The 26,218-nt window shown below is 57.7% G+C and carries 22 protein-coding genes; 10 read left to right on the forward strand and 12 right to left on the reverse strand.

Annotated elements, in window-relative coordinates:
* Nucleotides 1-796 precede the first annotated feature (796 nt).
* A complete protein-coding gene (locus IB262_RS31730) occupies nt 797-1,705 on the forward strand; it encodes a MurR/RpiR family transcriptional regulator (RefSeq protein WP_210337749.1) in 909 nt (302 codons plus the stop codon).
* Nucleotides 1,706-1,989: 284 nt separating this feature from the next.
* Here the strand turns inward: IB262_RS31730 and IB262_RS31735 are convergent, their stop codons facing one another.
* The 5 genes from IB262_RS31735 to IB262_RS31755 all read right to left on the reverse strand — a co-directional run bounded on the left by IB262_RS31735 (nt 1,990) and on the right by IB262_RS31755 (nt 7,308).
* Entirely contained in the window at nt 1,990-2,853 is an 864-nt protein-coding gene (locus IB262_RS31735) for an ABC transporter permease (RefSeq protein WP_192494278.1), read from the reverse strand.
* On the reverse strand, nt 2,802-3,662 hold the full coding sequence (locus tag IB262_RS31740; protein ID WP_192494279.1) for an ABC transporter permease: 861 nt from the start codon (nt 3,660-3,662) through the stop codon (nt 2,802-2,804). Before IB262_RS31740 ends, IB262_RS31735 begins: the two co-directional genes overlap by 52 nt.
* Complete coding sequence (locus IB262_RS31745; protein ID WP_192494280.1) at nt 3,659-4,723, reverse strand: ABC transporter ATP-binding protein; 1,065 nt, start codon at nt 4,721-4,723, stop codon at nt 3,659-3,661. Before IB262_RS31745 ends, IB262_RS31740 begins: the two co-directional genes overlap by 4 nt.
* A gap of 73 nt (nt 4,724-4,796) precedes the next feature.
* Nucleotides 4,797-5,792: an ABC transporter substrate-binding protein gene (locus tag IB262_RS31750; RefSeq protein ID WP_192494281.1), complete on the reverse strand. Its 996-nt coding sequence runs from the start codon at nt 5,790-5,792 to the stop codon at nt 4,797-4,799.
* Nucleotides 5,793-5,961: 169 nt separating this feature from the next.
* On the reverse strand, nt 5,962-7,308 hold the full coding sequence (locus IB262_RS31755) for a formimidoylglutamate deiminase (RefSeq protein ID WP_192494282.1): 1,347 nt from the start codon (nt 7,306-7,308) through the stop codon (nt 5,962-5,964).
* 98 nt (nt 7,309-7,406) lie between these two features.
* On the opposite strand from IB262_RS31755, the gene hutI reads away from it, so the two are divergent.
* The 9 genes from hutI to IB262_RS31805 all read left to right on the forward strand — a co-directional run bounded on the left by hutI (nt 7,407) and on the right by IB262_RS31805 (nt 19,788).
* Nucleotides 7,407-8,624 (forward strand): imidazolonepropionase, encoded by a 1,218-nt coding sequence (gene hutI / locus IB262_RS31760; protein ID WP_348646945.1) that lies wholly within the window; start codon nt 7,407-7,409, stop codon nt 8,622-8,624.
* Nucleotides 8,621-10,156 carry a histidine ammonia-lyase gene (gene hutH, locus IB262_RS31765; protein ID WP_192494319.1) on the forward strand — a complete coding sequence of 512 codons (1,536 nt, stop codon included), beginning with the start codon at nt 8,621-8,623 and terminating at the stop codon, nt 10,154-10,156. The genes hutI and hutH overlap by 4 nt, the downstream gene beginning before the upstream one ends.
* Before the next feature lie 3 nt (nt 10,157-10,159).
* Entirely contained in the window at nt 10,160-10,960 is an 801-nt protein-coding gene (gene hutG / locus IB262_RS31770; protein WP_192494283.1) for an N-formylglutamate deformylase, read from the forward strand.
* 19 nt (nt 10,961-10,979) lie between these two features.
* Nucleotides 10,980-12,653 carry a urocanate hydratase gene (hutU, locus tag IB262_RS31775; protein ID WP_192494284.1) on the forward strand — a complete coding sequence of 558 codons (1,674 nt, stop codon included), beginning with the start codon at nt 10,980-10,982 and terminating at the stop codon, nt 12,651-12,653.
* 4 nt (nt 12,654-12,657) lie between these two features.
* Nucleotides 12,658-13,239, forward strand: a complete 582-nt coding sequence (locus IB262_RS31780; protein ID WP_192494285.1) for a HutD family protein — start codon at nt 12,658-12,660, stop codon at nt 13,237-13,239.
* 267 nt (nt 13,240-13,506) lie between these two features.
* Nucleotides 13,507-14,712 (forward strand): DUF3422 domain-containing protein, encoded by a 1,206-nt coding sequence (locus IB262_RS31785; RefSeq protein ID WP_192494286.1) that lies wholly within the window; start codon nt 13,507-13,509, stop codon nt 14,710-14,712.
* 1,073 nt (nt 14,713-15,785) lie between these two features.
* On the forward strand, nt 15,786-16,175 hold the full coding sequence (locus tag IB262_RS31795; protein ID WP_192494320.1) for a TadE/TadG family type IV pilus assembly protein: 390 nt from the start codon (nt 15,786-15,788) through the stop codon (nt 16,173-16,175).
* A gap of 1 nt (nt 16,176) precedes the next feature.
* A complete protein-coding gene (locus IB262_RS31800) occupies nt 16,177-17,916 on the forward strand; it encodes a pilus assembly protein TadG-related protein (protein WP_192494288.1) in 1,740 nt (579 codons plus the stop codon).
* Nucleotides 17,917-18,003: 87 nt separating this feature from the next.
* Nucleotides 18,004-19,788 carry a PAS domain-containing methyl-accepting chemotaxis protein gene (locus IB262_RS31805; RefSeq protein ID WP_192494289.1) on the forward strand — a complete coding sequence of 595 codons (1,785 nt, stop codon included), beginning with the start codon at nt 18,004-18,006 and terminating at the stop codon, nt 19,786-19,788.
* A gap of 118 nt (nt 19,789-19,906) precedes the next feature.
* Here the strand turns inward: IB262_RS31805 and IB262_RS31810 are convergent, their stop codons facing one another.
* The 7 genes from IB262_RS31810 to IB262_RS31840 all read right to left on the reverse strand — a co-directional run bounded on the left by IB262_RS31810 (nt 19,907) and on the right by IB262_RS31840 (nt 26,214).
* Nucleotides 19,907-20,839 (reverse strand): IS630 family transposase, encoded by a 933-nt coding sequence (locus tag IB262_RS31810; RefSeq protein WP_192494321.1) that lies wholly within the window; start codon nt 20,837-20,839, stop codon nt 19,907-19,909.
* Nucleotides 20,840-21,045: 206 nt separating this feature from the next.
* Complete coding sequence (panD, locus tag IB262_RS31815) at nt 21,046-21,501, reverse strand: aspartate 1-decarboxylase (protein ID WP_192494290.1); 456 nt, start codon at nt 21,499-21,501, stop codon at nt 21,046-21,048.
* Nucleotides 21,502-21,568: 67 nt separating this feature from the next.
* Nucleotides 21,569-22,408 carry a transporter substrate-binding domain-containing protein gene (locus IB262_RS31820; RefSeq protein WP_192494291.1) on the reverse strand — a complete coding sequence of 280 codons (840 nt, stop codon included), beginning with the start codon at nt 22,406-22,408 and terminating at the stop codon, nt 21,569-21,571.
* 24 nt (nt 22,409-22,432) lie between these two features.
* A complete protein-coding gene (locus tag IB262_RS31825; protein ID WP_210337753.1) occupies nt 22,433-23,191 on the reverse strand; it encodes an amino acid ABC transporter ATP-binding protein in 759 nt (252 codons plus the stop codon).
* 8 nt (nt 23,192-23,199) lie between these two features.
* Entirely contained in the window at nt 23,200-23,862 is a 663-nt protein-coding gene (locus IB262_RS31830) for an ABC transporter permease subunit (protein ID WP_192494293.1), read from the reverse strand.
* A 10-nt stretch (nt 23,863-23,872) separates the two neighbouring features.
* On the reverse strand, nt 23,873-24,568 hold the full coding sequence (locus IB262_RS31835) for an ABC transporter permease subunit (protein ID WP_192494294.1): 696 nt from the start codon (nt 24,566-24,568) through the stop codon (nt 23,873-23,875).
* Between the two features lie 11 nt (nt 24,569-24,579).
* On the reverse strand, nt 24,580-26,214 hold the full coding sequence (locus IB262_RS31840) for a hydantoinase B/oxoprolinase family protein (protein WP_192494295.1): 1,635 nt from the start codon (nt 26,212-26,214) through the stop codon (nt 24,580-24,582).
* Nucleotides 26,215-26,218: the final 4 nt, after the last annotated feature.

The following is a 26,218-nucleotide window of genomic DNA, read 5'->3' on the forward strand; positions in this document are numbered from 1 at the left end:
AAAGCAAAAAAAGCCTCGGTGAACACCGAGGCTTTTTCGTTGGAATCCCGTCCATCGCGGGAAAATGACCGCTCAGCAAATCTCGTACCTCCAAGCGGGGCACACACCCCGACCGGTAACTGCAGCGAACTTGTTCTTCGCCACAACCAAAGGTAGACGAGGGCGAACTGAGGATGTCAGTAGCCTTCACTTGGTGCTTACCGAGGCGACCACCCTGGTCACCAAGCGGCGATCCGAGCCCACCGGGGACGATGCTTGCCAGGCTAGCGCCCAGCCGTTCCGAAGAGGCGCCAGTTTAACGTGGCTCGAACAAGGGTCCTCACAGCTGCACGGAATGCGATGGCTAGTGGACGGCCCCAGAATGCGTTTACCAGCGCTATGGCAGGGCTGTCGAACGTCTGATAGTCCTCCAGCATCGGAAGGGACAGCCGGACCGGTAGATAATTGAATTCAGGTGCGTCTATCGGCGTCATACGACCCCCCCTTTCTGCATTGAAACTAACAATACACTATTTCATGAATATTTCCATACCAAATCATCTACCAGTGTGAGGCAGCCGGCATTCGCGCTACTTCTCCTTTGCGAATGGCCTAGCCAGTTTGCTCGAATCGACCAAAGTTGCCGTCTGCCGCGGCGGCGGAGCACCCCCCACACACACGACGCATGAGATCCGGCCTCCTTTAATTCGCGGCTTCGAGAATGCGGGTTGGTTTTTTGCGTCGAGAGCGAAACAGGGCTATACGTTGGACTCAATTTTGAATATTTTGATACATTATGAACCTGCGGAGGTCTTTCGTGACGGAAGGCAGTATTGTGATTGTTGACGAGGACCTTGCAAACAGCACCTCAAATCTTCAACCGTCCGATCGCCAAGCGCTAAGAGCGGAGATCGAACGCAGAACGGCTGGTCAGCGGTTGACACCTGCACACCGCAGGATCGCGCAGCAGATGATCGAGAACAGCGCGCAGCTCGGCTTCTTATCAAGTATGGAACTCGCCGAACTGGCGAATGTCAGCCAGCCATCGGTTACGCGCTTTGCCGTAGCACTTGGTTTCGACGGCTACCTCGAAATGCGCCGATTCTTGCGTAGCGCGCACGCGGGGTCGGACTTGCCCTCCGAAACACAAGCAAACCGCTTCCAGACCGCGTTGCTGGCAGAAGCGGCAAATCTAACAGAGCTTGCGCAATCGTTCTCAGATAAGAAGGCAATTGATCAGTTTGGCAAGGCATTGGCAAACTCGCGGCCTCTCGCCGTTCTCGGCCTGCGGGCATCAGCTGGTCTTGCTACCCAGTTCGCGTATTTTGCCGCGAAGGTACACCCAGACATTCGACTGCTGGCTTCGGGCGGCTCCCTAGTCGAGGATCAAATCGAACAATGTTATGCTGCCGGCGGCCGCACAATGTTAGTTTTCATGATGCCACTGCATCCTCGGGAAACATTGAAGGCGATCGAACTGGCGCGCCATGCTGGCATGAAGATAGCCATTATAGCGGACTCCGGCTTCACTGATCATGAGGGGATCGCCGATTTTCTGCTGACGGCCCGCGTCGACAGCAGACTGGTTTTCGATTCCTACGCGGCGGCTTCTGCCCTCGTGTCCGTGCTATTGGATGCAATGTGCAATAATATGAACGGAGAGGCTCAAAAGCGACTGGATTCGATCGACCGGTCGTCCAAGCGCCGAAAGGTTTTTGTCAGTTAGTTCCGGATGTCGCGTGATTTAGCATTCGTCACCAAGCGCTGATCGTGGATCGTGATGCTAAGGGCGGGTGGCAATTACTGGCAAGCCAACTGCGTGGATCCAATTCCCTGTCTTGCCGACGTTCCTCGGCCGTTTTCAACGAAAACCTGCAAGATCAGTCAAAGCAAACTGCGGCCTTGGGGGCATGGTTACGCCTCAGAGACTTCAGCCGCCAAGCTTTCCCTCCAGGGGGTACAGTCCCCTAAATCCAGTCGGCCACAAAGCAGGCCGACTGGAGTATTCCATTAATTGCTTGGCTTGCGTACGCTTCCCAGACCGACAGTGCGGTCCACTATTATGAGCAAAACGATCGAAGCAACAATTAGGATCGTCGACATTGCCGCGACGAAAGGTTCGTATTCATATTGTAAGTAAGCGCGAAGTTGCAAGGGAAGGGTTGTCCAATCCTTGTTGGCCAAGAAGACCGATACCGTATAGTTGTTCCACGACAGAACGAAGACGATAATCAGAGATGGAATTATACTTGATTTAAGCAACGGCAGAGTGACGCGCCGTAATGCTTGCGCCGGCGTAGCACCAACACTTAGAGCGGCTTCCTCCAACCGAGCGTCGAAATTTTCCATCTGGGCCATGACGTTTCGGACGGGATAGGGAAGCGTTACAACGATGTGGGCTGCCAAGAGTGTCCACACATTGTTGACGATACCCATCATGAATATGATCTGAAACAATGCCAGCGCGACGATAACGGCCGGGATGAAAAGCGGCGACATCAAGAGTGATGACACCACGCCCTTCGCAGCTCCCGTGTATCTCTGCAGGCCGATCGCGGCAAGCACGCCCAGAGCGGTCGTAGCGACAGCTGTCGCCACTCCCAGGATCGTGCTTGCAACAGCCGCTGTGAGAAAATCAGGCTTCTCGAGGATCGTCCCGTACCATTTCAAGGTGAAGCCCTGGGGCGGGAACACCATTGCGGTTGGGTTGAACGAAACAGCGATGAGAATTAGCAGCGGGGCCAGTAGAAAGCCGAAGAAGAGAACGGCACCCACATACCAAAGCGCAGTCGTGAGAAATGTCTTTTGCATAGGATCGCCTTTCAGGTTGCCGGCGCCAGCGTGGCTGGCCGGCTGGCGGAGCGAACCGCCCACTGGTACACACCAAGCATCACCATCGTAACTATCAGGAGAATGACGCCGATCGTGGCGGCAAATGGCAGATTGTTCGACTGCGTCGCCGTCTCGTAGGCTGCCACGCTCATAAACCGGACACGGCCGCCACCGAGCAGGATCGGCACTACGAACGACTCGACATTGATGCCGAAGGCAAGGACGCTACCTGCCAGGATTCCCGGCACGCTCAACGGCAAAGTCACCCTCCTGAATGCTTCGACTGGTGTCGCGCCGACAGTCATGGCAGCATGCTCTAGTTGGCGCGGGATGGATTGTAGCACTCCGTAGATGGACATCACGACAAAGGGTACCGCGACCTGCACCATACCGATGATCACGGATGTCTCGTTGTAAAGCAGTTGCAACGGCCGTTCGGTTAATCCGAGACCTACGAGGAGTTGATTGACTGGGCCCGTGCGGCCGAGCACCACCATAAGACTCAAGGTCCGTACGACCAGATTTACCCAAAGCGGCAGCATCACGAGGAGGATCATCCATGTCTGGGCACGCTCGTGAGCTCGAACGATCAAGAAGGCTCCTAGGTAACCAATGACAACGGAAAACACCGTAGCCACGGCCGCCATCCTGATAGTCCGCCAAAGCAGGTCATCCAAGTAATAACTATCCCCGAGGAACCGGGCGTAGTTGGAAAGCGTGAATTCGCTCAGCACCTCGCCCGTGGGGCCGGTTCCCATGAAACTGAGAATAAAGACCCAGATCAGCGGAAGTACGAAAAACGCAGCGAGAATCGAGAGTGCGGGTAGGAAGAGAATACCGGGTTTTTTCATCGGGCTTTCCCCTCATTGGGAAGTAGCCGCGCAGTACAATGAACAGCTACGGTGTCACCCTCGGACAATGTCGGCACGTCACTCCTCCGCTTGACGCGCATGGGATGATCACCGACGCGAACGATATAGTCGCTCGATTGCCCGAAGAACATCAGGCGTTCAACTTTTCCCTGAAGGACATCGGGATTAGGGTCATCCAGCTTGCTGAGCGAGATCCATTCCGGCCGAACGAACCCGACCGCTTCTCCAGGGCTCGCTTCAAACTCCGCGTTAGCTGGGACAGACCTGCCATCTTGCATCCTGAGATGTTTGCCACCACGAAGGCATTCTAAAGCCCCGCGGAAGAAAAAGGCCTCGCCTACAAACCGCGCAACGTACTCAGAAACAGGCTTGTTGTAGATGTTGTCCGGGGTGTCGAGTTGCTCAATCACCCCACGGTTCATCACCACGACACGGTCAGATAGCGATAACGCCTCTTCCTGGTCGTGGGTTACGAAGACGGTGGTCAACCCTAAGGTTTGCTGCAGCGCCTTCAGCTCGACCTGCATGTCTTGGCGCAAGTTCTTGTCGAGGGCACTTAACGGCTCATCGAGCAAGAGAACATGGGGCTTCAGGACAATTGCGCGCGCAAGCGCGACACGTTGCTGTTGACCGCCGGACAGCTGGGAAGGTAGCCGATCTGCAAGCGCCTCAAGTTGGACCATGCGCAGTGCTTCGATGACGCGTTCATGGACCTCATTCTTAGGAGTCTTACGAAGCTCCAATCCCATTGAAACGTTGCGGAAGACCGTAAGATGGGGCCAAAGCGCAAAGTTCTGAAATACAAAGCCAATTTTGCGCTTCCAGACGGGATCATCCGTAACGCGCCTGCCGGCGATCACAATGTCCCCACCGGTCGGGTTTTCAAGCCCGGCGATAATGCGTAGCAAAGTGCTCTTTCCGCAACCGGAGGGTCCCAGGATAGACAGGAATTCGCCTTCGCGCACATCAAGGTTGATGTTTTTGAGCGCTGCGAAATCCGCCCAGCTTTTTGTAATGTTTCTTACGCTAATCTCGCCCATCACATCACCATACGTTTTGTAGAAAGGGCCCGGCGAAGAGACGCCGGGCACATCGGAAAGTTGACCGGTGAGATTATCGCGCGACGACTTCCTTTTCCCACCGCTCCTTCCATGCGTCCATCTGGGGAACGATCTTCCTCCAGTCGGAAATGAGCAGCGAGTTTACGACCTCATCACTGTAAGGCACATTGACGCCCGACAGATCGAGGCCCATACGTGCCGGTGTATAGCCGAGATCCGTCGCGTAGGTTTTCTGGCTTGCCTCTCCGAGGAGATTATTCACGAACTTCATGGCAAGCTCCGTGTTGGGGCGGCCCTTCACGACATGAACTGTCGAAACTAGGCCAATCGCACCTTCTTTCGGCACAGCGAACTGGAGCTCAACGCCCTGCTTGTTGGCCCAATCGACGCGTCCACGCAGCCAGCGAGCCATCACGACTTCACCGTTTCGGAAGAGGTCCAGGAGCTGCGGGTGCTGGCTATAGAAGACTGTGATGTGCTTCCCCAACTCCGCCAACTTCTGGAAGCCGGGGTCGATGTTGTCTTCACTCCCGCCATTGAGCTTTGCCATGAGGACGAGCAGCTCGATGTTTGCTGCGTCAAACCCGGCCGTTGTGACAGCGCCAGAATATTGATCGTTCCACAGGTCCAACCAGGAAGTGGGGGCGGGATTAACTTCCGTCTGCTTGTAGGCAATGCCGTACTGGCCGAAGTTGGTAATCACGCCGTAATCCGAAAAACGCGCTTTCGGGTATAGCTTCTCCAAGTTCGTTACAATTGCCGGGTCAAGCTTTTCAAAAGCACCCTGCGCTTCGCCGCGGGTTGCCCATGCCATGTCAGCGTGTACCACATCGACTTCTTTGGCCATCGCCTTTGCAAGACCATCGGCGCCCGACGCAGGCACGAATGTGATTTTGACGTCGTTTTCCTTTTCGAACGAGGCAATGTTCTTTTTGATGGCGTCGGTATAGGCGCCGCCGAAGGCCGCGACGACCAATTCCTTGCTTTGAGCCAATGCGGAAGTCGCCATCGCGAGAGTGAGCGCGGTAGCAGTCAAGATGGTCTTCACTTGAGTTCCCCTTTTATTAGGTTTGGGTAAGACAAATTCAATGTATGGAAATTTTTATCCTCTTGCAAGATGTAATTTTCCATTCACCTCGTGTCGCATCTATGTAGCTACCCGACCTCGACGAGCAGCTAGGTCCCCGGTGAGCTTTGGGCCTTGTAAGAAGGCGGCGTCATAAAGACATCAGGGCCTCTAACGCAGTGCGAAAACGCCGCTCGATCCTCTCACGATGATGGTGGCGCCCCCCCGTTACCTGCTTCACCCCATGCACCCAAACACAATCCGGCTTTGGGGCGCCGGCAAATATGATGTGGTCGAGGATTGCGTGATCCTTGGACCAGGGCCGATGAAGATTATAAGACACTAAGTCGGCGGGCTCCCCTGGTGCTACATTCGATGCTGCTGCCAAGGCTTTGTTGCCGCCCTTCACCGCCACGTCATACAAGGTTTGACCTGTTGAGCGGTTTGGCCATGCGATGACGTTGCGCGAACGGTGAGCTAGACGCTGTGAGTATTCCAACTGGCGTAGCTCATCACTGACCGCAATCAAAACATTAGAGTCGGAACCGATCCCGAATGAGCCGCCGGCAGCCAGAAAATCAGTCGCAGGGAATATACCGTCGCCAAGATTGGCCTCGGTAATCGGGCAAAGACCGGCGACGGCTCCTGCTTTTGCAACAGCGACCGTTTCCTCGGGCGTCATGTGAGTGGCATGAATTAAGCACCAGGTGTCATCAACGGAGAAGTTTGCGAGAAGATATTCGATGGGTCGTGCACCGCAAAACGAAACGCAGTCTTCGACTTCCTTGGTCTGCTCGGCGACATGGACATGAATCGGCCCGCCATTCGCTACCGGCAAGATCGCACGGATTTCATCCAATGTTGCCGCTCTCAACGAGTGAGGTGCGATGCCGATCCGACTGTTAGGCAAGCAAGCAATTGAACTTGCAGCTGCTTCTGTCAGTCGAGCAAACCCTTCCGTCGAGCTGATGAAGCGTCGCTGTCCTTCTCCCGGCGGCTGCGCGCCAAATCCGGAATGGGCGTAAAAAACCGGAATCAGCGTCAGAGCAATACCTGTGTCATTGGCGGCCGCGGCGATCCGCTCTGACATCTCTGCAACGTTGGAGTAGTGGTTTCCATCCTTATCGTGATGCAGATAATGGAATTCGCCGACCCGACCAAAACCGGCTTCAAGCATTTCCATGTAAAGCTGCGCAGCAATCGCTTCCATCTGGTCTGGGGTCATCGAGAGTGCAAACCGGTACATGAGCGCACGCCAACTCCAAAATGAGTCAACACCAGCCCCACGCGTCTCGGTTAGACCTGCCATTGCGCGCTGGAATGCGTGACTATGCAGGTTCGGCATCGCTGGGAGTAGCACGTCGTGACGTTCGCCGACGGCTTGCTCCGGCGGAACGTCTGACTTGATCGCAGCGATTTTCCCTTCTTTGAGAGATAGTTGGACGTTTTTTGCCCATCCGGAGGGCAGAAGAACGTTGCACGCATATAGCTGATCCATTTCTCTTCCTGACTTGTATGGATTTTTTCATCTTGCAAATTGTCTGAATAGATATATACATAATCGTACGGGAGCAACGAGAAAATCAGGAGGTGCGGGTGGTCGATGTCTGGAGAAACGCGCATCTGATCACGGTCGCTTCCGATAGGGAGACCCTAGACATCATCGAAAACGGAGCGATCATCGTCGATGATGGTCAGCTTCAATTTGTCGGTCCGGAAGCCCTATTACCTCGTGAGCTGGTTAAAAGCAGTCGCACAACCGACTGCGAAGGCCGCTGGATCACGCCCGCCCTTATCGACTGCCACACGCACCTCGTGCACGGCGGCAACCGCGCTCGCGAAATCCAGATGCGGCTTGAAGGCGCCACCTATGAAGAGATCGCGCGGGCCGGCGGCGGCATCGTTTCCTCGGTGAAGGCGACAAATGCGCTAACCGTCGATCAGCTTGTCGAAAGCGCACTGCCGCGGCTCGACACGCTCCTTTCCGAGGGTGTGTCGACGGTCGAGATCAAATCCGGCTACGGGCTCAACGTCACCGCCGAACTCAACATGCTGCGCGCCGCCCGCAAGCTCGAAACGCTCCGCCCGGTACGCATCGCCACCAGCTACCTCGCCGCGCATGCGACGCCGGCGGAATACAAGGGCCGCAACGACGATTACATCTCCGACGTCGTGCTGACCGGGCTCGATGCGGCACATGCCGAAGGGCTGGTCGATGCGGTCGACGGCTTCTGCGAGGGCATCGCGTTTTCGACCGCGGAAATCGCCCGTGTGTTCGAGCGCGCCAAGGCACTCGGCCTGCCGGTCAAGCTTCACGCGGAACAGCTATCCAATCTCGGCGGCGCCAAGCTCGCGGCGTCCTACGGTGCGCTCTCGGCCGATCACCTCGAATATCTCGACGCCGAAGGGGCTGCGGCTCTCGCCAAGGCCGGCACGGTCGCCGTGCTGCTGCCGGGCGCCTTCTATGCGCTTCGCGAGGAACGGGTGCCGCCGGTTCAGACATTGCGCGACGCCCGCGCACGCATTGCAATCGCCACCGACTGCAACCCGGGAACTTCGCCGCTAACCTCATTACTTCTCGCCATGAATTTGGCCGTCACTCTTTTCGGCGTAACGGTCGCTGAATGCATTGCAGGCGCGACACGAGAGGCCGCACGGGCTCTCGGCTTGTTGCACGCAACAGGAACGCTCGAGGCTGGCAAGTCCGCCGACTTTGTCGTCTGGAACATCAAACACCCTGCCGAACTCATCTATCGCATCGGCTTCAATCCCCTCCATTCCCGCGTATTCAAAGGCAAAAAGGTATCACCATGACTATCATTCTTTACCCGGGCAGTGTGCCTCTCAAGGACCTTGCCGACATCTACTGGAATAACGGCTCGGCAAAGCTCGATCCGTCCTTTGACGCCGGCGTGATGAAGGGAGCGGCACGGATCGCCGAGATTGCGGCCGGAAACGTACCTGTCTACGGCATCAATACCGGCTTCGGCAAACTCGCCTCGATCAAGATCGATAGCGCAGATGTCGCGACGCTGCAGAGAAATCTCATTCTCTCCCACTGCTGCGGGCTCGGAGCACCGCTACCAGAAAATGTCGTGCGGCTCATCATGGCGCTGAAATTGATCTCGCTCGGTCGAGGGGCCTCTGGCGTCCGAATTGAGCTTATTCGGTTGATCGAAGGGATGCTGGAAAAGGGCGTGGTTCCGGTGATTCCAGAAAAGGGTTCTGTTGGCGCGTCCGGCGACCTTGCGCCACTCGCCCACATGTCTGCAACTATGATGGGCGAGGGCGAAGCTTTTTACCACGGCGAACGCATGGCCTCCAGAGATGCGCTTTCGAAAGCCGGTCTCTTGCCGGTCGTGCTCGCCGCCAAGGAAGGCCTGGCGCTGATCAACGGCACGCAAACTTCGACAGCGTTGGCGCTCGCAGGCCTCTTCCGTGCCCATCGCGCCGCGCAAACAGCGCTCGTCACCGGCGCGCTGTCGACCGATGCGGCGATGGGCTCCTCCGCACCGTTTCATTCGGACATCCACACCCTGCGTGGCCATAAGGGGCAGATCGATGCGGGTGCTGCGCTCCGCAGACTGCTCGCAGGCTCCGAAATCCGCGACAGCCATGTCGAAGGCGACGAGCGCGTGCAAGATCCTTATTGCATTCGCTGTCAGCCACAGGTCGACGGTGCGTGCCTCGACTTACTGGCAGCGGTGGCACACACATTAGAGATCGAGGCCAACGCCGTCACCGACAACCCGCTGGTGCTCTCGGACAATACCGTCGTCTCCGGCGGCAATTTCCACGCCGAGCCGGTTGCCTTCGCGGCCGACCAGATCGCGCTCGCCGTCTGCGAGATCGGCGCGATCTCGCAGCGCCGTATCGCGCTGCTCGTCGATCCCGCCCTTTCCTATGGCCTGCCGGCATTCCTGTCGAGAAAGCCGGGGCTGAACTCGGGTCTAATGATCGCCGAGGTAACGTCCGCGGCGCTGATGAGCGAGAACAAGCAAATGTCGCATCCAGCCTCCGTGGATTCGACGCCGACCTCGGCCAACCAGGAAGACCATGTTTCAATGGCCTGCCACGGTGCTCGCCGGCTCCTCGCTATGACCGAGAACTTGTTCGGTATCCTCGGGATTGAGGCGTTGGCTGCAGTGCAGGGTGTTGAATTGCGAGGACCGCTAAAAACCAGTCCTGAGCTCACAAAGGCCATTGCGGTGCTACGCTCTGTGGTACCGGCGCTCGAGGACGATCGATACATGGCGCCTGATCTTGTTGCTGCGGCCAGTCTAGCGGCCAACGGCGCATTCGTCTCGTCGATCTCGGATGGCATTCTGCCGATTCTGGAGGCCTGACCTATGGGCGTCTTTCAGGTCACGCAGGGTACGTCTCCAGTTGTTCTCGCCCAGCCGCACACCGGAACGGAGGTTTCGAGCGACATCTGGGACCGCCTGAACGACAACGGGCGGACACTCGCCGATACCGACTGGCACATCCATCAACTCTATGACGGCCTGCTTCCGGAGGCGACCGTCGTTCGCGCTACCTTTCATCGCTATGTGATCGACGCCAATCGCGATCCGTCGGGCAACACGCTCTATCCTGGCCAGAACACAACCGGTCTGATCCCGGAGACGGATTTCGACGGTAAGCCGATCTGGAAGGATGGAGAAGCGCCAACCGAAGCCGATATCGCCGAACGCATCCAGACGTTTCACGCGCCCTATCACGCAGCGCTCGCCGCCGAGATCGAGCGCGTCAAGAGCATACATGGGATAGCCGTCCTCTACGACTGCCATTCGATCCGCTCGCATATTCCCTTCCTGTTTGAAGGCAGATTGCCGGATTTGAACGTTGGAACGGATGATGGTCGGTCATGTCATCCCTCCATACAGTCTGCGGTGGTCAACATTGTCCGCAATGCCGATGGATATACGCGCGTCTTAAATGGCCGCTTCAAAGGCGGTTGGACGACCCGTTACTATGGCCGCCCGGAGACTGGTGTGCACGCAATCCAGATGGAACTGGCGCAGTCGACGCATCTCGCGGCGGAAGCGCCACCCTTTGCGTACGACTCCGGAAGAGCAGATCGCATTCGTCCACGGCTGAAAGACATCCTGACCAGCCTCGAACGCGTGGCATCTGAATTGAATAACTGAATATTGGGAGCCATCGACCATGAACAATCCACGCCACAACATTCGCGACGTGCGCGCCCCTCAGGGCACGGCGCTCAACGCCAAGAGCTGGCTGACCGAAGCGCCGCTGCGCATGCTGATGAACAATCTGGACCCGAATGTCGCGGAAAACCCGCACGAACTGGTCGTCTATGGCGGCATTGGCCGCGCGGCGCGCACCTGGGCCGATTTCGACAAGATTGTCGAGACGCTCAAGGACCTCAACGACGACGAGACCTTGATGGTGCAGTCGGGCAAGCCGGTTGGCGTGTTCCGCACCCACAAGGACGCGCCGCGCGTTCTCATCGCCAACTCCAACCTCGTGCCGCACTGGGCAACCTGGGACCACTTCAACGAGCTGGATAAGAAGGGTCTCGCCATGTACGGCCAGATGACCGCCGGCTCCTGGATCTACATCGGCACGCAAGGCATCGTTCAGGGCACCTACGAAACGTTCGTCGAAGCCGGCCGCCAGCACTATGGCGGCAATCTTAAGGGTAAGTGGGTGCTGACCGGTGGTCTCGGCGGCATGGGCGGAGCCCAGCCGCTCGCAGCCGTCATGGCCGGCGCATCATGCCTGGCCGTCGAATGCAATCCGGACTCGATCGATTTCCGCCTGCGCACCCGCTACCTCGACGAGAAGGCCGAGACGCTCGACGAAGCGATGGAGATCATCGACCGCTGGACGAAGAACGGCGAAGCCAAGTCCGTCGGCCTGCTCGGCAACACCGCCGAGATCCTGCCGGAAATGGTCCGCCGCGGCATCCGCCCCGACATGGTCACCGACCAGACCTCGGCGCACGACCCGGTCAACGGTTACCTGCCGAAGGGCTGGACCATGGGCCAGTGGAAGGAAAAGCGCGTCAGCGACCCGAAGGCCGTCGAGAAGGCCGCCCGCGCCTCGATGCGCGAACATGTCGAGGCGATGATCGCCTTCCAGGACATGGGTATCCCGACCTTCGACTACGGCAACAACATCCGCCAGGTCGCCAAGGAAGAGGGCCTCGAAAACGCCTTCGCCTTCCCGGGCTTCGTGCCGGCCTATATCCGCCCGCTCTTCTGCCGCGGCATCGGCCCGTTCCGTTGGGCGGCTCTGTCCGGCGATCCGGAAGACATCTACAAGACCGATGCCAAGGTCAAGGAACTGCTGCCCGACAACAAGCACCTGCACAACTGGCTGGACATGGCGCGCGAGCGCATCTCCTTCCAGGGCCTGCCGGCGCGCATCTGCTGGGTCGGTCTCGGCGACCGCCACCGCCTCGGCCTCGCCTTCAACGAAATGGTCAAGAACGGCGAGCTGAAAGCCCCTGTCGTCATCGGCCGCGACCATCTCGACTCGGGCTCCGTCGCCTCGCCGAACCGCGAGACCGAAGCGATGAAGGACGGCTCGGACGCCGTTTCCGACTGGCCGCTCCTGAACGCTTTGCTCAACACCGCATCTGGCGCCACCTGGGTGTCACTGCACCATGGCGGCGGCGTCGGCATGGGCTTCTCGCAGCACTCAGGCGTGGTTATCTGCGCCGACGGGACGCACGATGCAGCCAAGCGCCTGGAGCGCGTGCTCTGGAACGACCCGGCAACTGGCGTCATGCGCCACGCCGATGCGGGCTACGACATCGCGCTTGACTGCGCCAAGGACAAGAGCCTGCGCCTGCCGGGCATTCTCGGAAACTGATCCAGTGCAAGTACTGCATCCCGCCGATTACAAGCGCATGCCGTGGAAGAACGGCAAGGGGGAGACGGTGGAAATCGCCGTCTTTCCGCCCAATGCGACCGTCGAGGACTTCGACTGGCGCATCAGCACGGCGACAGTCGTGAGCGACGGACCATTCTCAATGTTCGATGGTATCGATCGCACATTAACTGTCCTAACCGGAGAGGGGATCGAGCTCACGGTCAGTGGATCCGCTCCAGTGATCTGCTATCCAGATAGCGACCCCTATACCTTTCCAGCTGACGTGACCACGATTGCGCGGCTGGTGGACGCCCCAATAAGCGACCTCAACGTGATGAGTCGAAGGGGGCACTGTGCGCATCGTGTTCTACGGCGCACGTTTGATCGCGAGTTGGAAGTGGGATCGGACACGTCGGAGACACTCGTCATTGTTATCAGTTCCTGTCAGCTCAAGTACACCGGAGAAGCGTTGGAGTATCTCGACGCCATCCGTCTGAAGGTCGGAGAGAAGACCGATCTGCGGGCAAGCAAATCTACATCCGTCTTTACAATCGAATTGATGCTTTCCCGAACCAGTTCCAGTTAAACGAGGGATTTTCGCATGTTGGAATCAACACCTAACCAGAACCGCCCGCTCGACCAGCCTAATTTGGTCGAGCACTACGGACCAATTGGCATTCGGGCCGTTGTCGCCGCATGCGCGGTAAGGGCTCCCGAGAAATCTCGAGCCGAAACCGCGATCGACTGCGCACTCCGGCATCCAGAGCTATGGCGATTTATCGAAAGCTGACCGAAGCAGATGCACGCTAGATCGTTACCACCTTCGGGAACCGGATCAGATTGGGCGAAACATATGTCGTCGGACTTTAATGCGGAGCTTCACGCTCGACCATCCATTTACTTCACTGGTCCAGCGCTGGTTGAGCACGCAGCAGTCCTTTGGCTGGGATCGGTTAAACAGGGTGACAAGCGTTGCGTATCCGGCGGTCCGGGCGAAGACTCCAATGTTCGCACCCAGGTGGAATATCACACCGAATTCGTAACGGTAACTCGCGTTACCAGGTTGGAGATAGAAGCGAACGAATGGCCCACATCTACCCTTTCGTTGTCGGACCTTTCAGACCTCGTAGGCGCAAGCTCGACACAACTCATTTGCCGCATCGCAATGCTGGTGCTGGGGTCTCCACCTTCTGAGCTGGGACCAACCCTTTCAAAGTTCGGATTTCGCGATACCGCGGCCTCTTGGATCGGTGGTGGCGCCGCTCAGGTATGTTCAGACTTTCGCGTTCGGGATGATCAATCCAGCTGCATTCTTCTTTTTAATAACGATCTAAACGCGTACCGACTCGGTCGCATGGTCCGGCGAGTATGTGAAATCGAAACATATCGCTCTATGGCCTTGCTTGGACTTCCAGAGGCCCGCCGATTGGCTCCCCTCCTTGGGAGCTATGACCGGGAACTCGTCGAATTGGCGAATCGACATCAGACGAAAACGACGTCTGAGCATAGAACCCTACTCGAAGACATCTCCCGGCTCTCCGGCCAAATCATTTCAGCTTCTGCTGAAACGCGAAATCGCTTTGGCGCCAGTTCAGCTTATGCAAAGATTGTTGAGGAACGCATTCACGAATTGCGTGAGACCCATGTACCGGGTTTTCAGCGATTCGGTGTGTTCGTCGCACGACGGTTCAAACCCGCCGTGAGGACCTGTGAAGCATCAGCGTTGCGATTGGATCAGCTTTCAAATGCGACAACCCACCTGATCGATCTCCTACAAACACGCATACAAGTTGAGATTGAGTATCAGAATGCTGTCCAAATTCGCGCAATGGCAGAGCGAGCAGCAACGCAGGTAAAAATTCAACGAGCGGTGGAAGGTTTCTCCATCATCGCGATCAGCTATTATCTCCTGAGCTTGCTGAAAATATTATACGAGACCGGTGAGCATGCCGGCTACCACATAAGTCCGACGGTCATGCTTCTTTCGATACCCGTCGTGATCGGAGCGGTGTTGATCACCGTCCTACGTGTAAAGCATGCACTCTCCGTACCGACATAACTTCAACGCCGTTGATGCACCTAACGCAGTGCGTGGCCTTTGGAGCGAGGCTGCGGAGGCTTGATCATAAAGTGACGTTCGCTCGCGCTACAGAGCTAGTAAATGCAACGATTTGAAGTCTCTCTAAGACTACTGAACAATATTTGCTACTCGGATTGGGATAGTATCGCCAGTTTTCTTGATCCTTACTTTGCCCAAATTGGGTTTGAAGATTTCCTCTTCGTTCACAGCGATCGGGAACAACACTTCATAACAAATTGGCCCAAAAAAATAGCAAATAACTACGTCGACAATTGGCATTCACACGCCTCACTGAACTTATCGACTCAGCCCCCCCTCGGTAGGCTTTTCATTTGGCAGGAATCGGATCTCGATAGCGCCGCTCACCTGAATTCCTCCGTTTTTGTCCCGTCTTTGCCGGCGAAATGCGGCTTAGTCGCTCTGATGGGATCGCCACAGAGCGAGTGTTCGCTTCTTTGTCTTTCGCGACGGTCTACTGGATCATTCGCCTATGAACTTGTACCCGAAATAAATATGGTCTCGAACGCGCTTTTTATGAAAGCTAAAACCGCGCCTAATAGTTCGGAAAATGATTGTTCTAGATCCGCATTGCTGAGCGAAAAACAAGAACTTATCTTAAGCTGGATCGCGAAGGGTAAATCTAACTTCGCTATATCGGTAATCTGCGGAATATCCCAACGAAACGTTGACTACCACGTGGCACAGATTCTATCGAAACTTCGTGTATCTAGTCGGTCTCAAGCCGCCGCTATCTACGTGTCCTGTAATAGTCATCTTAGATTACCACAGAGCAAGGACTTCTAAACGTATCAATGAATACCCTATAAAAAAACCGGCACAATACTTCTTAAGTTACTTTTACATAAAATTATTGACAACTGATTAATTCCACAGTCGAACAGCCCTCAACCAAGAAATATAACAATTAAGGAACGCAACGAGTGATGTAGGCAAAATAAATGGATTGCTCTCGTCGGAAATTTTCGCGCGATAAGGCAACTTATCCCATCATCAAATCCAGAAATTCAAAAAGATCGATTCTCGTTTGCGAAATGGGCGCTGCTGCAATCGAATTCGCAATCATAGCGCCGCTCTTCTTCGCTTGTGTGCTGACCTTGATCGCCTATGGCGTCTATCTCAGCACAGCCCATTCCATACAGCAAATCGCCGCAGATGCCGCGCGTACCGCCATCGCTGGACTGTCGGAAGGCGAGCGTGAACGCCTGGCGACCGACTACATCCGGCGCACCACGATGGATCAGGCCTTCATCAAATCCTCACGCATGACCGTGACCGTCAGGGACGACGCCAAAAACACCAATCAGTTCACAGTTCGCATCAAATACGACGCCGCCGACCTACCGATCTTTAACCTTTTCACTTTCGCGATGCCAAGCAGCCAGATCGAGCGCTTTGCAACCATACGCGTGGGAGGCGTCTGACATGTTGTGGAACTCCACGCGCCTTCGCACGCTGCTCCAATCGCGGGACGCCAACATCGGCATCTCCGCTGCGCTGGTCATGCCATTGGTCGTCACCTCAATGGCGCTCGGCATCGATTACGGCTATCTCACCGTACAGAAACGCGAGATGCAGTCGGCGGTCGACCTGGCTGCGATCGCGGCCGCGGCCAACATCTCGTCGGCCGAAAAGGCCGTGCTCAACCATTTCTCCGACAATGGCCTCAATTATGCCGTCGCCACCCCGTACGGACTGCTGACGGTCGATGGCAAGGTATTGCCGTTGAGCGATGTCGGTACCGGCAAGGTGGACGGCGTCGCCACGCTGACGCGCGGACGATACGTCCCCGACCCCTCGGTCGAAGCGGGTCAGCGCTTCGTCAAGGACGCGACGCCGACCGATGCCGTGCAAGTTCTGCTGGAAAAGAAAGGCGAGATTTTCCTTGCCTCGATCTTCAGCGCACCGCCTGATCTCAGCGTCATCGGCATGGCCGCCAGCTCCAAGATCGCCGCCTTTTCCGTCGGCTCTCGCCTCGCCAGCCTCAATGACGGCCTGCTGAATTCGATTCTCGGGCAGATGCTCGGCACCACCATCTCGCTGAAGGTCATGGATTATCAGGCGCTTATCGATGCCGACATCGACGTCCAGCCGTTCCTGAAAATCGTCGCGACCAAGCTGAACCTGACGGCAGCCTCCTATGAGGATGTCCTGAAGGCCAACTTGACCATGCCGCAGCTGCTCTCCTCGATGCGGCTCGTCCAGGGCCTTTCCGGTACAGTGACGGCGGCGCTTAAGAGCATCGAGCTCTCGACCGCGGCCAACAAGAAGACCGTTACGCTGGCGCAGATCCTCAACCTCGACCCGAAAAAGAGCCTGCAGATCGATGCCGGCTCCGACTGGGCGATGAAGATCAGCGCACTCCAGATCGTCTCCGCCGCCGCAGCAATTGCCAATGGCGAAAACCAGATCGCGCTCAACGCGGTAACCGGGCTTTCCGGCATCGCCTCCGCCAAGGTCAAGCTCGCGATCGGCGAGCCACCGGTTGAGACGCCAAGCCACCGCCTCGGAACCCCGGGCGCAGCCGTACGCACCGCGCAGACGCGCCTTGCCGTCGAGGTCAATGTCGATGGCCTTGCGGCCCTTTCCGGCATTCGCGTCAGGCTGCCGATCTACGTCGAACTTGCCTATGCCGAAGCGAAACTTTCCGACATTCGCTGCTACGGCGGGACGCCGGAAAACGCCGCGGTCACCGTGGACGCGGTGCCCGGCATTGCCGAGATCGCCATCGGCGACGTCAACCCGACGGTGCTATCGAACTTCTCGTCCGATGCCCGCGTGCAAAGGGTCCGCCTCGTCGACGCCCTCGTCGTCAAGGTCGACGCGCTCGCTCATGTGGAAGCGCAGAACCTCAAGGCCTCGCGCCTGAGCTTCAGCCCCTCCGAGATCGCGGCGCGATCGATCAAGAGCGTCTCCACGAAGGATATCCTCACGTCCACGACCCAAACACTGCTCAACAATCTCGACCTCAACATCCAGGTTCTGTTGCTGACGCTCGGCAGCCCCACGGTGATCCAGCAGGCGCTCGCACAAACACTGGGCGCGGTGACCAAGCCGGTCGACGACCTTCTCCACAACCTGCTGCTGCTCGTTGGCGTCCGGATCGGCGAGGCCGATGTACGCGTTACCGGCGTCAAGTGCCAGCCGCCTGTTCTAGTACAATAAGCTTGGCGGGGCCGGAGGAGATCGTCAGGCTAAAGCGGGAAGTCGGGGCGGTTCGCTCAAAGATCGAAACAAAATCGAAGGATTACCATGTTCTCTCTCGGAAAAGCTGCAGATGCGGGCCAGATCGTCGCCGCACTCTCGAAATCGCAAGCCGTCATTCAGTTCGACCTGACCGGCAAGATCCTGACTGCCAATGAGAATTTCTGCCAGGCCCTCGGTTACAACCTCAACGAAATCGTCGGCCAGCACCACCGCATGTTCTGCTCCGCCGACTATGCCCAGACGCAGGAATACCGCGACTTCTGGGCCCGCCTTGGACGCGGCGAATTCGACGCCAATGCCTACAAGCGTGTCGCCAAGGGCGGCCGCGAAATCTGGATCCAGGCGACCTACAACCCGGTGCTTCGGGGCGGCAAGCCCTACAAGGTGGTCAAGTTCGCAAGCGACATCACCGCCGCGAAGGCAAGGGCGACGGAAGATGCCGGCAAGCTCGACGCGATCTCCCGCTCCCAGGCGGTGATCGAGTTCACGCCATCGGGCGAGATCCTGACCGCCAACGAAAATTTCTGCGCGGCGCTCGGCTACAGCCTCCAGGAAATCCAGGGCAAGCATCACAGCATGTTCTGCGAGCCGAACTATGCGCGCACCGCCGAATATGCCGACTTCTGGAAACGTCTCGCCGCCGGCGAATTCTTCTCCAACGAGTTCGTGCGCTACGGCAAGGGCGGCAAGGAAATCTGGATCCAGGCGGCCTATAACCCGATCCGCGACTTCAGCGGCAAGGTCTACAAGGTCGTCAAGTTCGCGACCGACGTCAGCGAGCGCATGAGCGCCATCAACACCTTGGGCGCTGGCCTGAGGGCGCTTGCCGAAGGTGACCTGACCCGAAACCTCGATACGCCCTTTGTGCCTAGCATGGAGGCGGTTCGCATCGACTTCAACGATGCCACCGCCAAGCTGCGGGGAGCGATGCGGACCGTTGGTGACAATGCCAGCGCGATTGCCTCCGGCGCCCGCGAGATTCGCGCAGCGGCCGACGACCTGTCGAAGCGCACGGAGCAGCAGGCGGCCTCGGTGGAGGAAACCGCCGCCGCGCTCGACGAGATCACCACCACCGTGTCGGATTCAAGCCGCCGCGCCGAAGAAGCGGGCGGGCTGGTCGCCAAGACCAAGGCCGGCGCCGAGCGTTCCGGCAACGTGGTGAAGAGCGCGATCGGCGCCATGGATCAGATCGAGCAATCGTCGAGGGAAATCTCCAACATCATCGGCGTGATCGACGACATCGCCTTCCAGACGAACCTCCTGGCGCTGAACGCCGGCGTCGAAGCGGCGCGTGCCGGCGAAGCAGGCAAGGGTTTCGCCGTCGTCGCCCAGGAAGTGCGCGAACTGGCGCAGCGCTCCGCAAGTGCTGCCAAGGACATCAAGGCGCTGATCGGCACCTCGACCGAACACGTCAAGAACGGCGTGTCACTGGTCGGCCAGACGGGTGCAGCACTCGAAGAAATCCTCGTCCAGGTCCAGGAGATCAACGCCAACGTCTCGGCGATCGTGGAAGCTGCGTGCGAACAATCGACAGGCCTCAAGGAGATCAACCAGGCGGTCAACTCGATGGACCAGGCGACCCAGCAAAATGCCGCCATGGTCGAGGAAAGCACAGCCGCAAGCCACGCCATGGCTCGCGAGGCGGAAGCCCTGCACGAACTGCTCAGGCAGTTCCGCTACGGTGAGCAAGCCCAGGTGATCGATGCGAACCGTCACTTCGACGACCGCACGCAGCCGTCACGCCTGCACGCTACCGCCCGCGCGATGCGCAGCGGTCAACGAACAAGCCCTGCTGCGGCACGAACTGCAGACGGCTGGCAGAATTTCTGAGCGTACCCGCACCCCGCGCTCGGGAATGGCGAAGGCGGTGAGAGATCATCGCCTTCGTCAATTTGGAACACCTGCCGCCAATGCCAGCGAGGAGTTGCCCGCGACCTCCTAGAGCGTTTCATGTTTTGACGAAAGCGTATCCGGCGTTTGCGAAGTAATTGCCGCATTCGCCGGGTTGGATTGTTGAGACGAGAGCGCCGATGTGTCGCCACGTGTCCTCGATCGTTCGCTTCTGTGCATGGCGCATCCAGTGCTTGATCTTGGCGAAGGCCTGTTCGATCGGCTTGAGGTCGGGGGAGTAGGGCGGCAGGAACCAGAGCCTTGCGCCGGCCGCACGGATGATCTGACGGATGGTCGCCGATTTGTGGCTGCCGAGATTGTCCATGATGACAATGTCGCCGGGCCTGAGCACAGGCACAAGCTGTTGCTCGACATAGGCGCGGAAGCATTGGCCGTTGATCGGCCCGTCGAAGACGCAGGGTGCGGTGAGCCGGTCGCACCGCAGTGCGCCGAGGAATGTCAACGTGCGCCAGTGCCCATGCGGGGCAAAGGCACACAAGCGCTTGCCCTTCGGCCCCCAGCCGCGCAGCGGCGTCATGTTGGTCTTGATCCAGGTCTCGTCGATAAACACCAGCCGTCTGGGATCGAGGCCACCCTGCCACGCCTTCCATCGCTGACGTCGGCGGGCAATGTCGGCGCGGGCCTGCTCAAGGGCGAACAGTGTTTTTTTGAAGCGCAGCCCTTCGCGCCGGATGAACTGCCACACCGCATTGTGGGAAACAGTCACACCGCGCCCCACCAGCTCGGCCTTCAACCCATGCAGGGTCAGTTGCGGGTTCTGGGTGAGCCGCTCGGTGATGAAGGCGCGATGCGGCTCCAGAATGCGCTTGCGATGGCCACCCATCTTGCCCGGCGCGACAGAGCCGGTCGCCCGATAGCGCTGCGACCACTTCATCGCCGATGAAACCGAGACACCAAAGCGCGCCGCAGTCGAACGACTTGCTGTACAACCTGCTTCTACTCGTCGGCGCAGGGTCGGTGAGGCCGACATCCGCGTCACCGCCGTCAAGTGCCAACAGCCGGCCTTAGTACAGTAGTCGTTCGGACGCAGGTAAGTAATGGAGCGAGGGAGCGTATCTCAGCGCAGGCGCCTTTCGTCAGACTTCCGAAGCGTTGTCGTTGAATACTTCCCCGCGTCCAGTGAGCCATCTGGGTGCGATACTTGCCCCGGCGTCTCCGCTCAAGTCAGTCCGGACTTCAGCTTCCAGCTGAAACCAGAAGCGGTACGGGATGCACGGCGTTTTCCTGGTCCAGGATGTCAAATTTGTATCTTCCCTCGGCATCGATACCTACCGAATAGCTTAGGCGATCGCGTATGTGGTTATCCTCATCGAACGTGATAACCTTTGGCTTCAGCGACGTAAGTTGCCTTTCGTCCAGGTAGACTGAATTGCATATGATGATCTGGTCCCCGGGTTGGCATGTTCGGGCAGCGGCCCCATTTAGGACACAACACCTGGAGCCACGCTCACCCAAGATGACGTAGGTGGAGAGTCGGGCACCAGAGCTCTTGTTCCAGATCTCGACGAATTCCATGGGCAAGATGCCCGCTGCCTCGCAATGATCCGGATCCAGTGTAATTGACCCATGATAATTGAGATTTGCCTCGGTGATGTAGATGCCATGCAGCTTTCCAGCGACGAGCTTTCTCATTTTCCCCATCATACTTCAAAGGTCTTCGACCCCGTTTAGTAGGGGCCGAAGCATGGCGTGCTGGCTACTAATCCAAATCCACGGGGCTCATATCAATGCCGAAATGCTGCTCGGAAAGCTTCCTGACCGTACCATTTTCGACAAGTTTTTTGATCACGGGATCCAGTCGCATCTTTAGTTCGGCGTTGCCTTTTTTCACTCCGATCCCGACTCCGCCGGAGCCAAGTAGATTGCCGCGCAGGCAAGGGCCGACAAGCTGAAGCTGGTCGATGTTCTGGTTCTTCTTGAGTGCAAGAACCGAGTCCTTCGATGCGAATATGATGTCGACGCGGCCGGCCTTCAGATCGAGATCGCGGGCAGCCGGTGATTTGTATGGCTTTGATGAGAGCATGGAGAGGTTCTTCGCCACGAAACGGGTCGAGGTCCCGGACGCGAGCGTACCGATCGTAGCACCTGTGAACGCATCCCGATACGTCGACATAATTTTTTCGAGGTTCTGCTCGTCCAGGACCTCGATACGGTCCTCGTATGGAAGCTTTTGCTTGACCGACGCATTCACGGTGGCGAAAGTGTAGCATAGCCCCGCATATGGAACTGTGAAGTCAATCACCTCTCTTCGTGCGGCTGTCATACCGAGCGCATCGACGATGAGATCGTATTTGCCGTCATTCAGAGCGGGAATCATTGCATCGAAAGACTGGCTCTCGAATGAGCACTCGACTTTCAACTCGCCGCACACCGCTTTCATAAAGTCGATCTCAAAGCCTTTCACTTCACCAGATGGGTCTGTTAGGTTCCACGGCGGAAAACCTCCTTCCGTGACGACTTTCAGTTTACCCTCGTCCGCGGATGCTTGAGTGACCCCCAAGACCGCGGCGGCGATGATAGCCCAAGTAAATGATCGCATTGTAGTTCCCCTTTCATTGGTTGGTTATGCGATTGACAGAAACTTTCGTAGAGCTGCGGACCTATCCGACGAGAAGATCTCCGCTGGAGATCCTTGGGCGCCGATGGAACCGTTTTCACAGAAGATCACCTTGTTAGAGACGTTGCGTGCGAACGACATCTCGTGTGTCACGACAAGCATAGTGCTGCCCGCTTCCGCGAGCTTTTGCATGACTTGAAGGACCTCGCCGACGAGCTCCGGATCGAGTGCGGAGGTGGGCTCATCGAACAGGATCACTGACGGATTGATGGCAAGCGCGCGAGCAATGGCTCCCCGCTGCTGTTGCCCGCCGGAGAGGTGCTTGGGGTAATAGTCACGGAACTCATAAAGGCCGACCGACGCGAGCAGTTCCTTTGCCTGCGCGATGCATTCCTGCGGCGGCCTGTGATGAACGTGAATGGGTGCTTCGGTCACGTTTTCCAGCAAGGTCTTCGAAGACCAGAGATTGAATCCCTGGAAAACCATGCCAATTCTGCTTCGCAGCGCCTGGATGCGTCGGTTCTTTTCGCTCGTCGCCAGGCCGTTGAAGGTGCGCATATCGATGTGATCGCCACCGAATTCGATTTCTCCGGCATCCGGCATTTCGAGTAGATTCAAACAGCGCAAGAAGGTCGACTTTCCCGAGCCCGATGCGCCGATGATCGCAATGACGTCGCCACGTTCGGCAGAAATGCTCAAATCCTTGAGCACGGTCTTTGAACCGTACGATTTGGTGATTCCCCTAGCGGAAAGGACGGTGCTCATTCGAGGCCTCATTTCTTCAGCTTCCTCTCCGCAAGGCGGAAGAGGGCGATCGATATGGAGTTGAAAATCAGGTAATAGACGGCAGCCATCGAGAGTGCCGCGAGTGGCCGGAAGGTCTCCGATCCGATCGAAGCCGCGATGCCTGTGATGTCCATGAGCGTGATCAGAGACGCTAACGACGACGCCTTGACCAAAATGACGAACTCATTGCTCATTGCCGGCAGTACTACAGGCGTCGCGTAGGGAATGATAATCGATCGATAGAGGCGGAATCCTCGGAAACCAAAGCTGCGAGCGGCGAGGATTTCGCCACTTGGAACCGAGGATATGCCGATCCGATAGACCTCCGATATGTAGGCGCTAGCCTTCAGTGACAACGCGATGATCGCGCACCAAATTGGCTCGCGCAGAACCGGCCAAAATATGCTCTCACGGACGGCTTGGAACTGGCTCAGGCCGTAGTAGAGAAGAAAGAGCAGGGCGATCATCGGCATACTGCGAACAAGCTGAAGATAGACCCAAGCCGATCCGCTCAACGCTCTCACCGGACTGATGCGCGCCGCGGCAACGCCGATTGCTAAGATTGCACCGAACAGGATGCCTCCGAAAGCAACGGCGAGCGAGACGGGAACACCAGCGGCGACTTCAATCGCGATTTCTGTATAATTCATGGCTGCATCCTCACAGTTCATACCGACGCTCTAGCCAGGCGAAGAGACCCCCCGAGCAAAGCGCGATGACGAGATAGAGAGCCGTACACAGCAGGTAGAAGAGGAATGGCGCGCCGGTGGAGTTGGCGGCGATGGTCGTCGCGCGCAGCAACTCCGTTACACCCATAACCGAGATCAGTGCGGACTCCTTCAATAGCCCGATCCAGATGTTCCCCAGCCCCGGCAATGAATGGCGTACGATGTGCGGAAGCAAAATCCTCCGGAACAACAGCAGCGGGGGCATAGCGAAGGCGCGTGCGGCGACGATTTCGCTTTGCGGCGCCGCGTAGTAAGCGGAGCGAAAGAGTTCCGTCGCGAGAGCACCGCCGATAAACCCAAGGGGAGCCAGGGCGATGAGCAGGATAGGAAGTTCGAACGTAGTGGGTGCACCGGGCACCCACTGTAGGAGCTTGAGCCCCTCATTCAGACCGAAATAGAAGTAGTAGACGACGATCAGCTCGGGCACTCCCCGCACGATCGTCGTGTAGACCTCCATCAAGCCCACAACGAGGAGGTTCCCCCGAAGTTTGAGTGCGGCACCCACGCCTCCGATGACAAGGCCGATCGTAAGCGCGCCTGTCGCCAGCAGCAGTGTCATTCCCACTCCCGAAAGCAGGAACGGCATCCAGTCGATGGAAAGCGAATAAAGCTCGTGCATCGTTGTCATGGCAATGACCCTTAACTGCCTGCGGCGTAGGCGTAATGTCGCACGGCCGCGTCGCGCGAAATGCGGTCTTCGCGCAAGTCCTTTTCCACCTTGGGGCGAGAGCGTTCAGCCGATGGACCGTATCCCCCGCCGGATGACGTGATCATCGTGACGGTTTCGCTGGCTTTCAGCTTTCCGCTGCGCTTTACGAGCGGAGATGCATCCCCGCTCAGCTCGACGCGGCAGACCTGTCCGTCCGCTCCACCGGCGATTCCGAACGGTGGCAGCACGCTGTTTGTGCCCCCGGCGTTGACTACCGCGTCATGTTCCAATGCGCGAACCGTGCGGCGGATTGACATGCCGCCGCGGCTTCTTCCGGGACCGCCGGAGTCGCGTACCAGTTCGTAACGCTCCACGCGGAGCGGGAACTCGAGCTCAAGCGCCTCCACTGGGAGATTGCCGGTGTTGGTGATATGAACCTGCGTTCCATCCATGCCATCTCGGGCGTAGCGTGCTCCCATGCCGCCACCGATCATCTCGTTGTAGACATAGAAGCGGCCGCTGCGCGGGTTCGTACCGCTGATCGTGACAAGGCCCCCGCCCGTGCACGCGGCCATGACCTTTTCCGGAATCGCAGGTTGAAGCGCCGCAAGAATCATATCGACCAGCCGCATCGCAATGTCCGTCCGGCTGTAGACTGCTGCCGGCTCCTGGGCATTCAGGATGGAGCCAGGCTCGGCATGAACGGTGATGGCGCGATGGAACCCGGCGTTTGGCGGGACGTCGGCGTCAATGAGCGTCTTAACCGCGTAGTACAGCGTCGCCAGAGTCGCGGTCAAAACCATGTTGATCGGCGCGGCGACTTGTGGAGGGTTGTTCGAAAGATCGAAGTGAATCGAGCCGTCTTTCACCTCCACCGCCACGGACAGGTCGAGGACATGGTCGATCAGGTTTGTGTCGAACTTCGAGTCGTAGCGATAAACGCCGTTCGGGATGAGTGACAAGGAGGCCCTAGTCTTTCGCTCAGCGTAAGCCATAATCTGCTGCTCGACGTTCTTGACCACATCGAGTGAATAGCGTTCGCAGAGGGACCCGTAGCGCTGCACGGCCAGTCTATTCGCGGCCATCTGGGCGGCAAGATCGTTCTTTCGCTCTCGCGGAACTTGGCAGTTGAGGAGGATCAATTCGAGCACGTCGTTTTGGAGCGCGCCTTGGCGATAAAGCCGGATCGGCGGGATCCGAAGTCCCTCCTGGAAGATGTGCTTGTGGCTGCGATCCACAAAATCCGAGTGGTGGGCAAGGTTGGTGACCCATCCACAATATTTCCCGTCCACGAAGATGGGTTGCATCAGGACGATGTCGTTGAGATGCGTGCCGCCTCCGCGAAACGCGTCGTTACCAATAAATACGTCCCCTTCCTGCAACTCGGTCAGATCGATGCGATCAAGTACATAGTTTCCAATGCCGAGAAGCGACCCGAGATGCATCGGGATGCGCTCAGCAAGGGAGACTATTTCGCCGCGTTCGTTGAGAATGGCGGTGCTGCAGTCCTCGCGCTCCTTAATGTTGGTCGAAAAGGCGGTGCGCACGATAATGCTGCCCATCTCGTCGACGACCGATTGCAGGAACTTCGAGACGACCTCAGTCGTAATAGGATCAACTTGCATAACG

Origin of the sequence: Ensifer sp. ENS02 (genome assembly GCF_014851885.1) — a bacterium.
GTDB lineage: Bacteria > Pseudomonadota > Alphaproteobacteria > Rhizobiales > Rhizobiaceae > Ensifer > Ensifer adhaerens.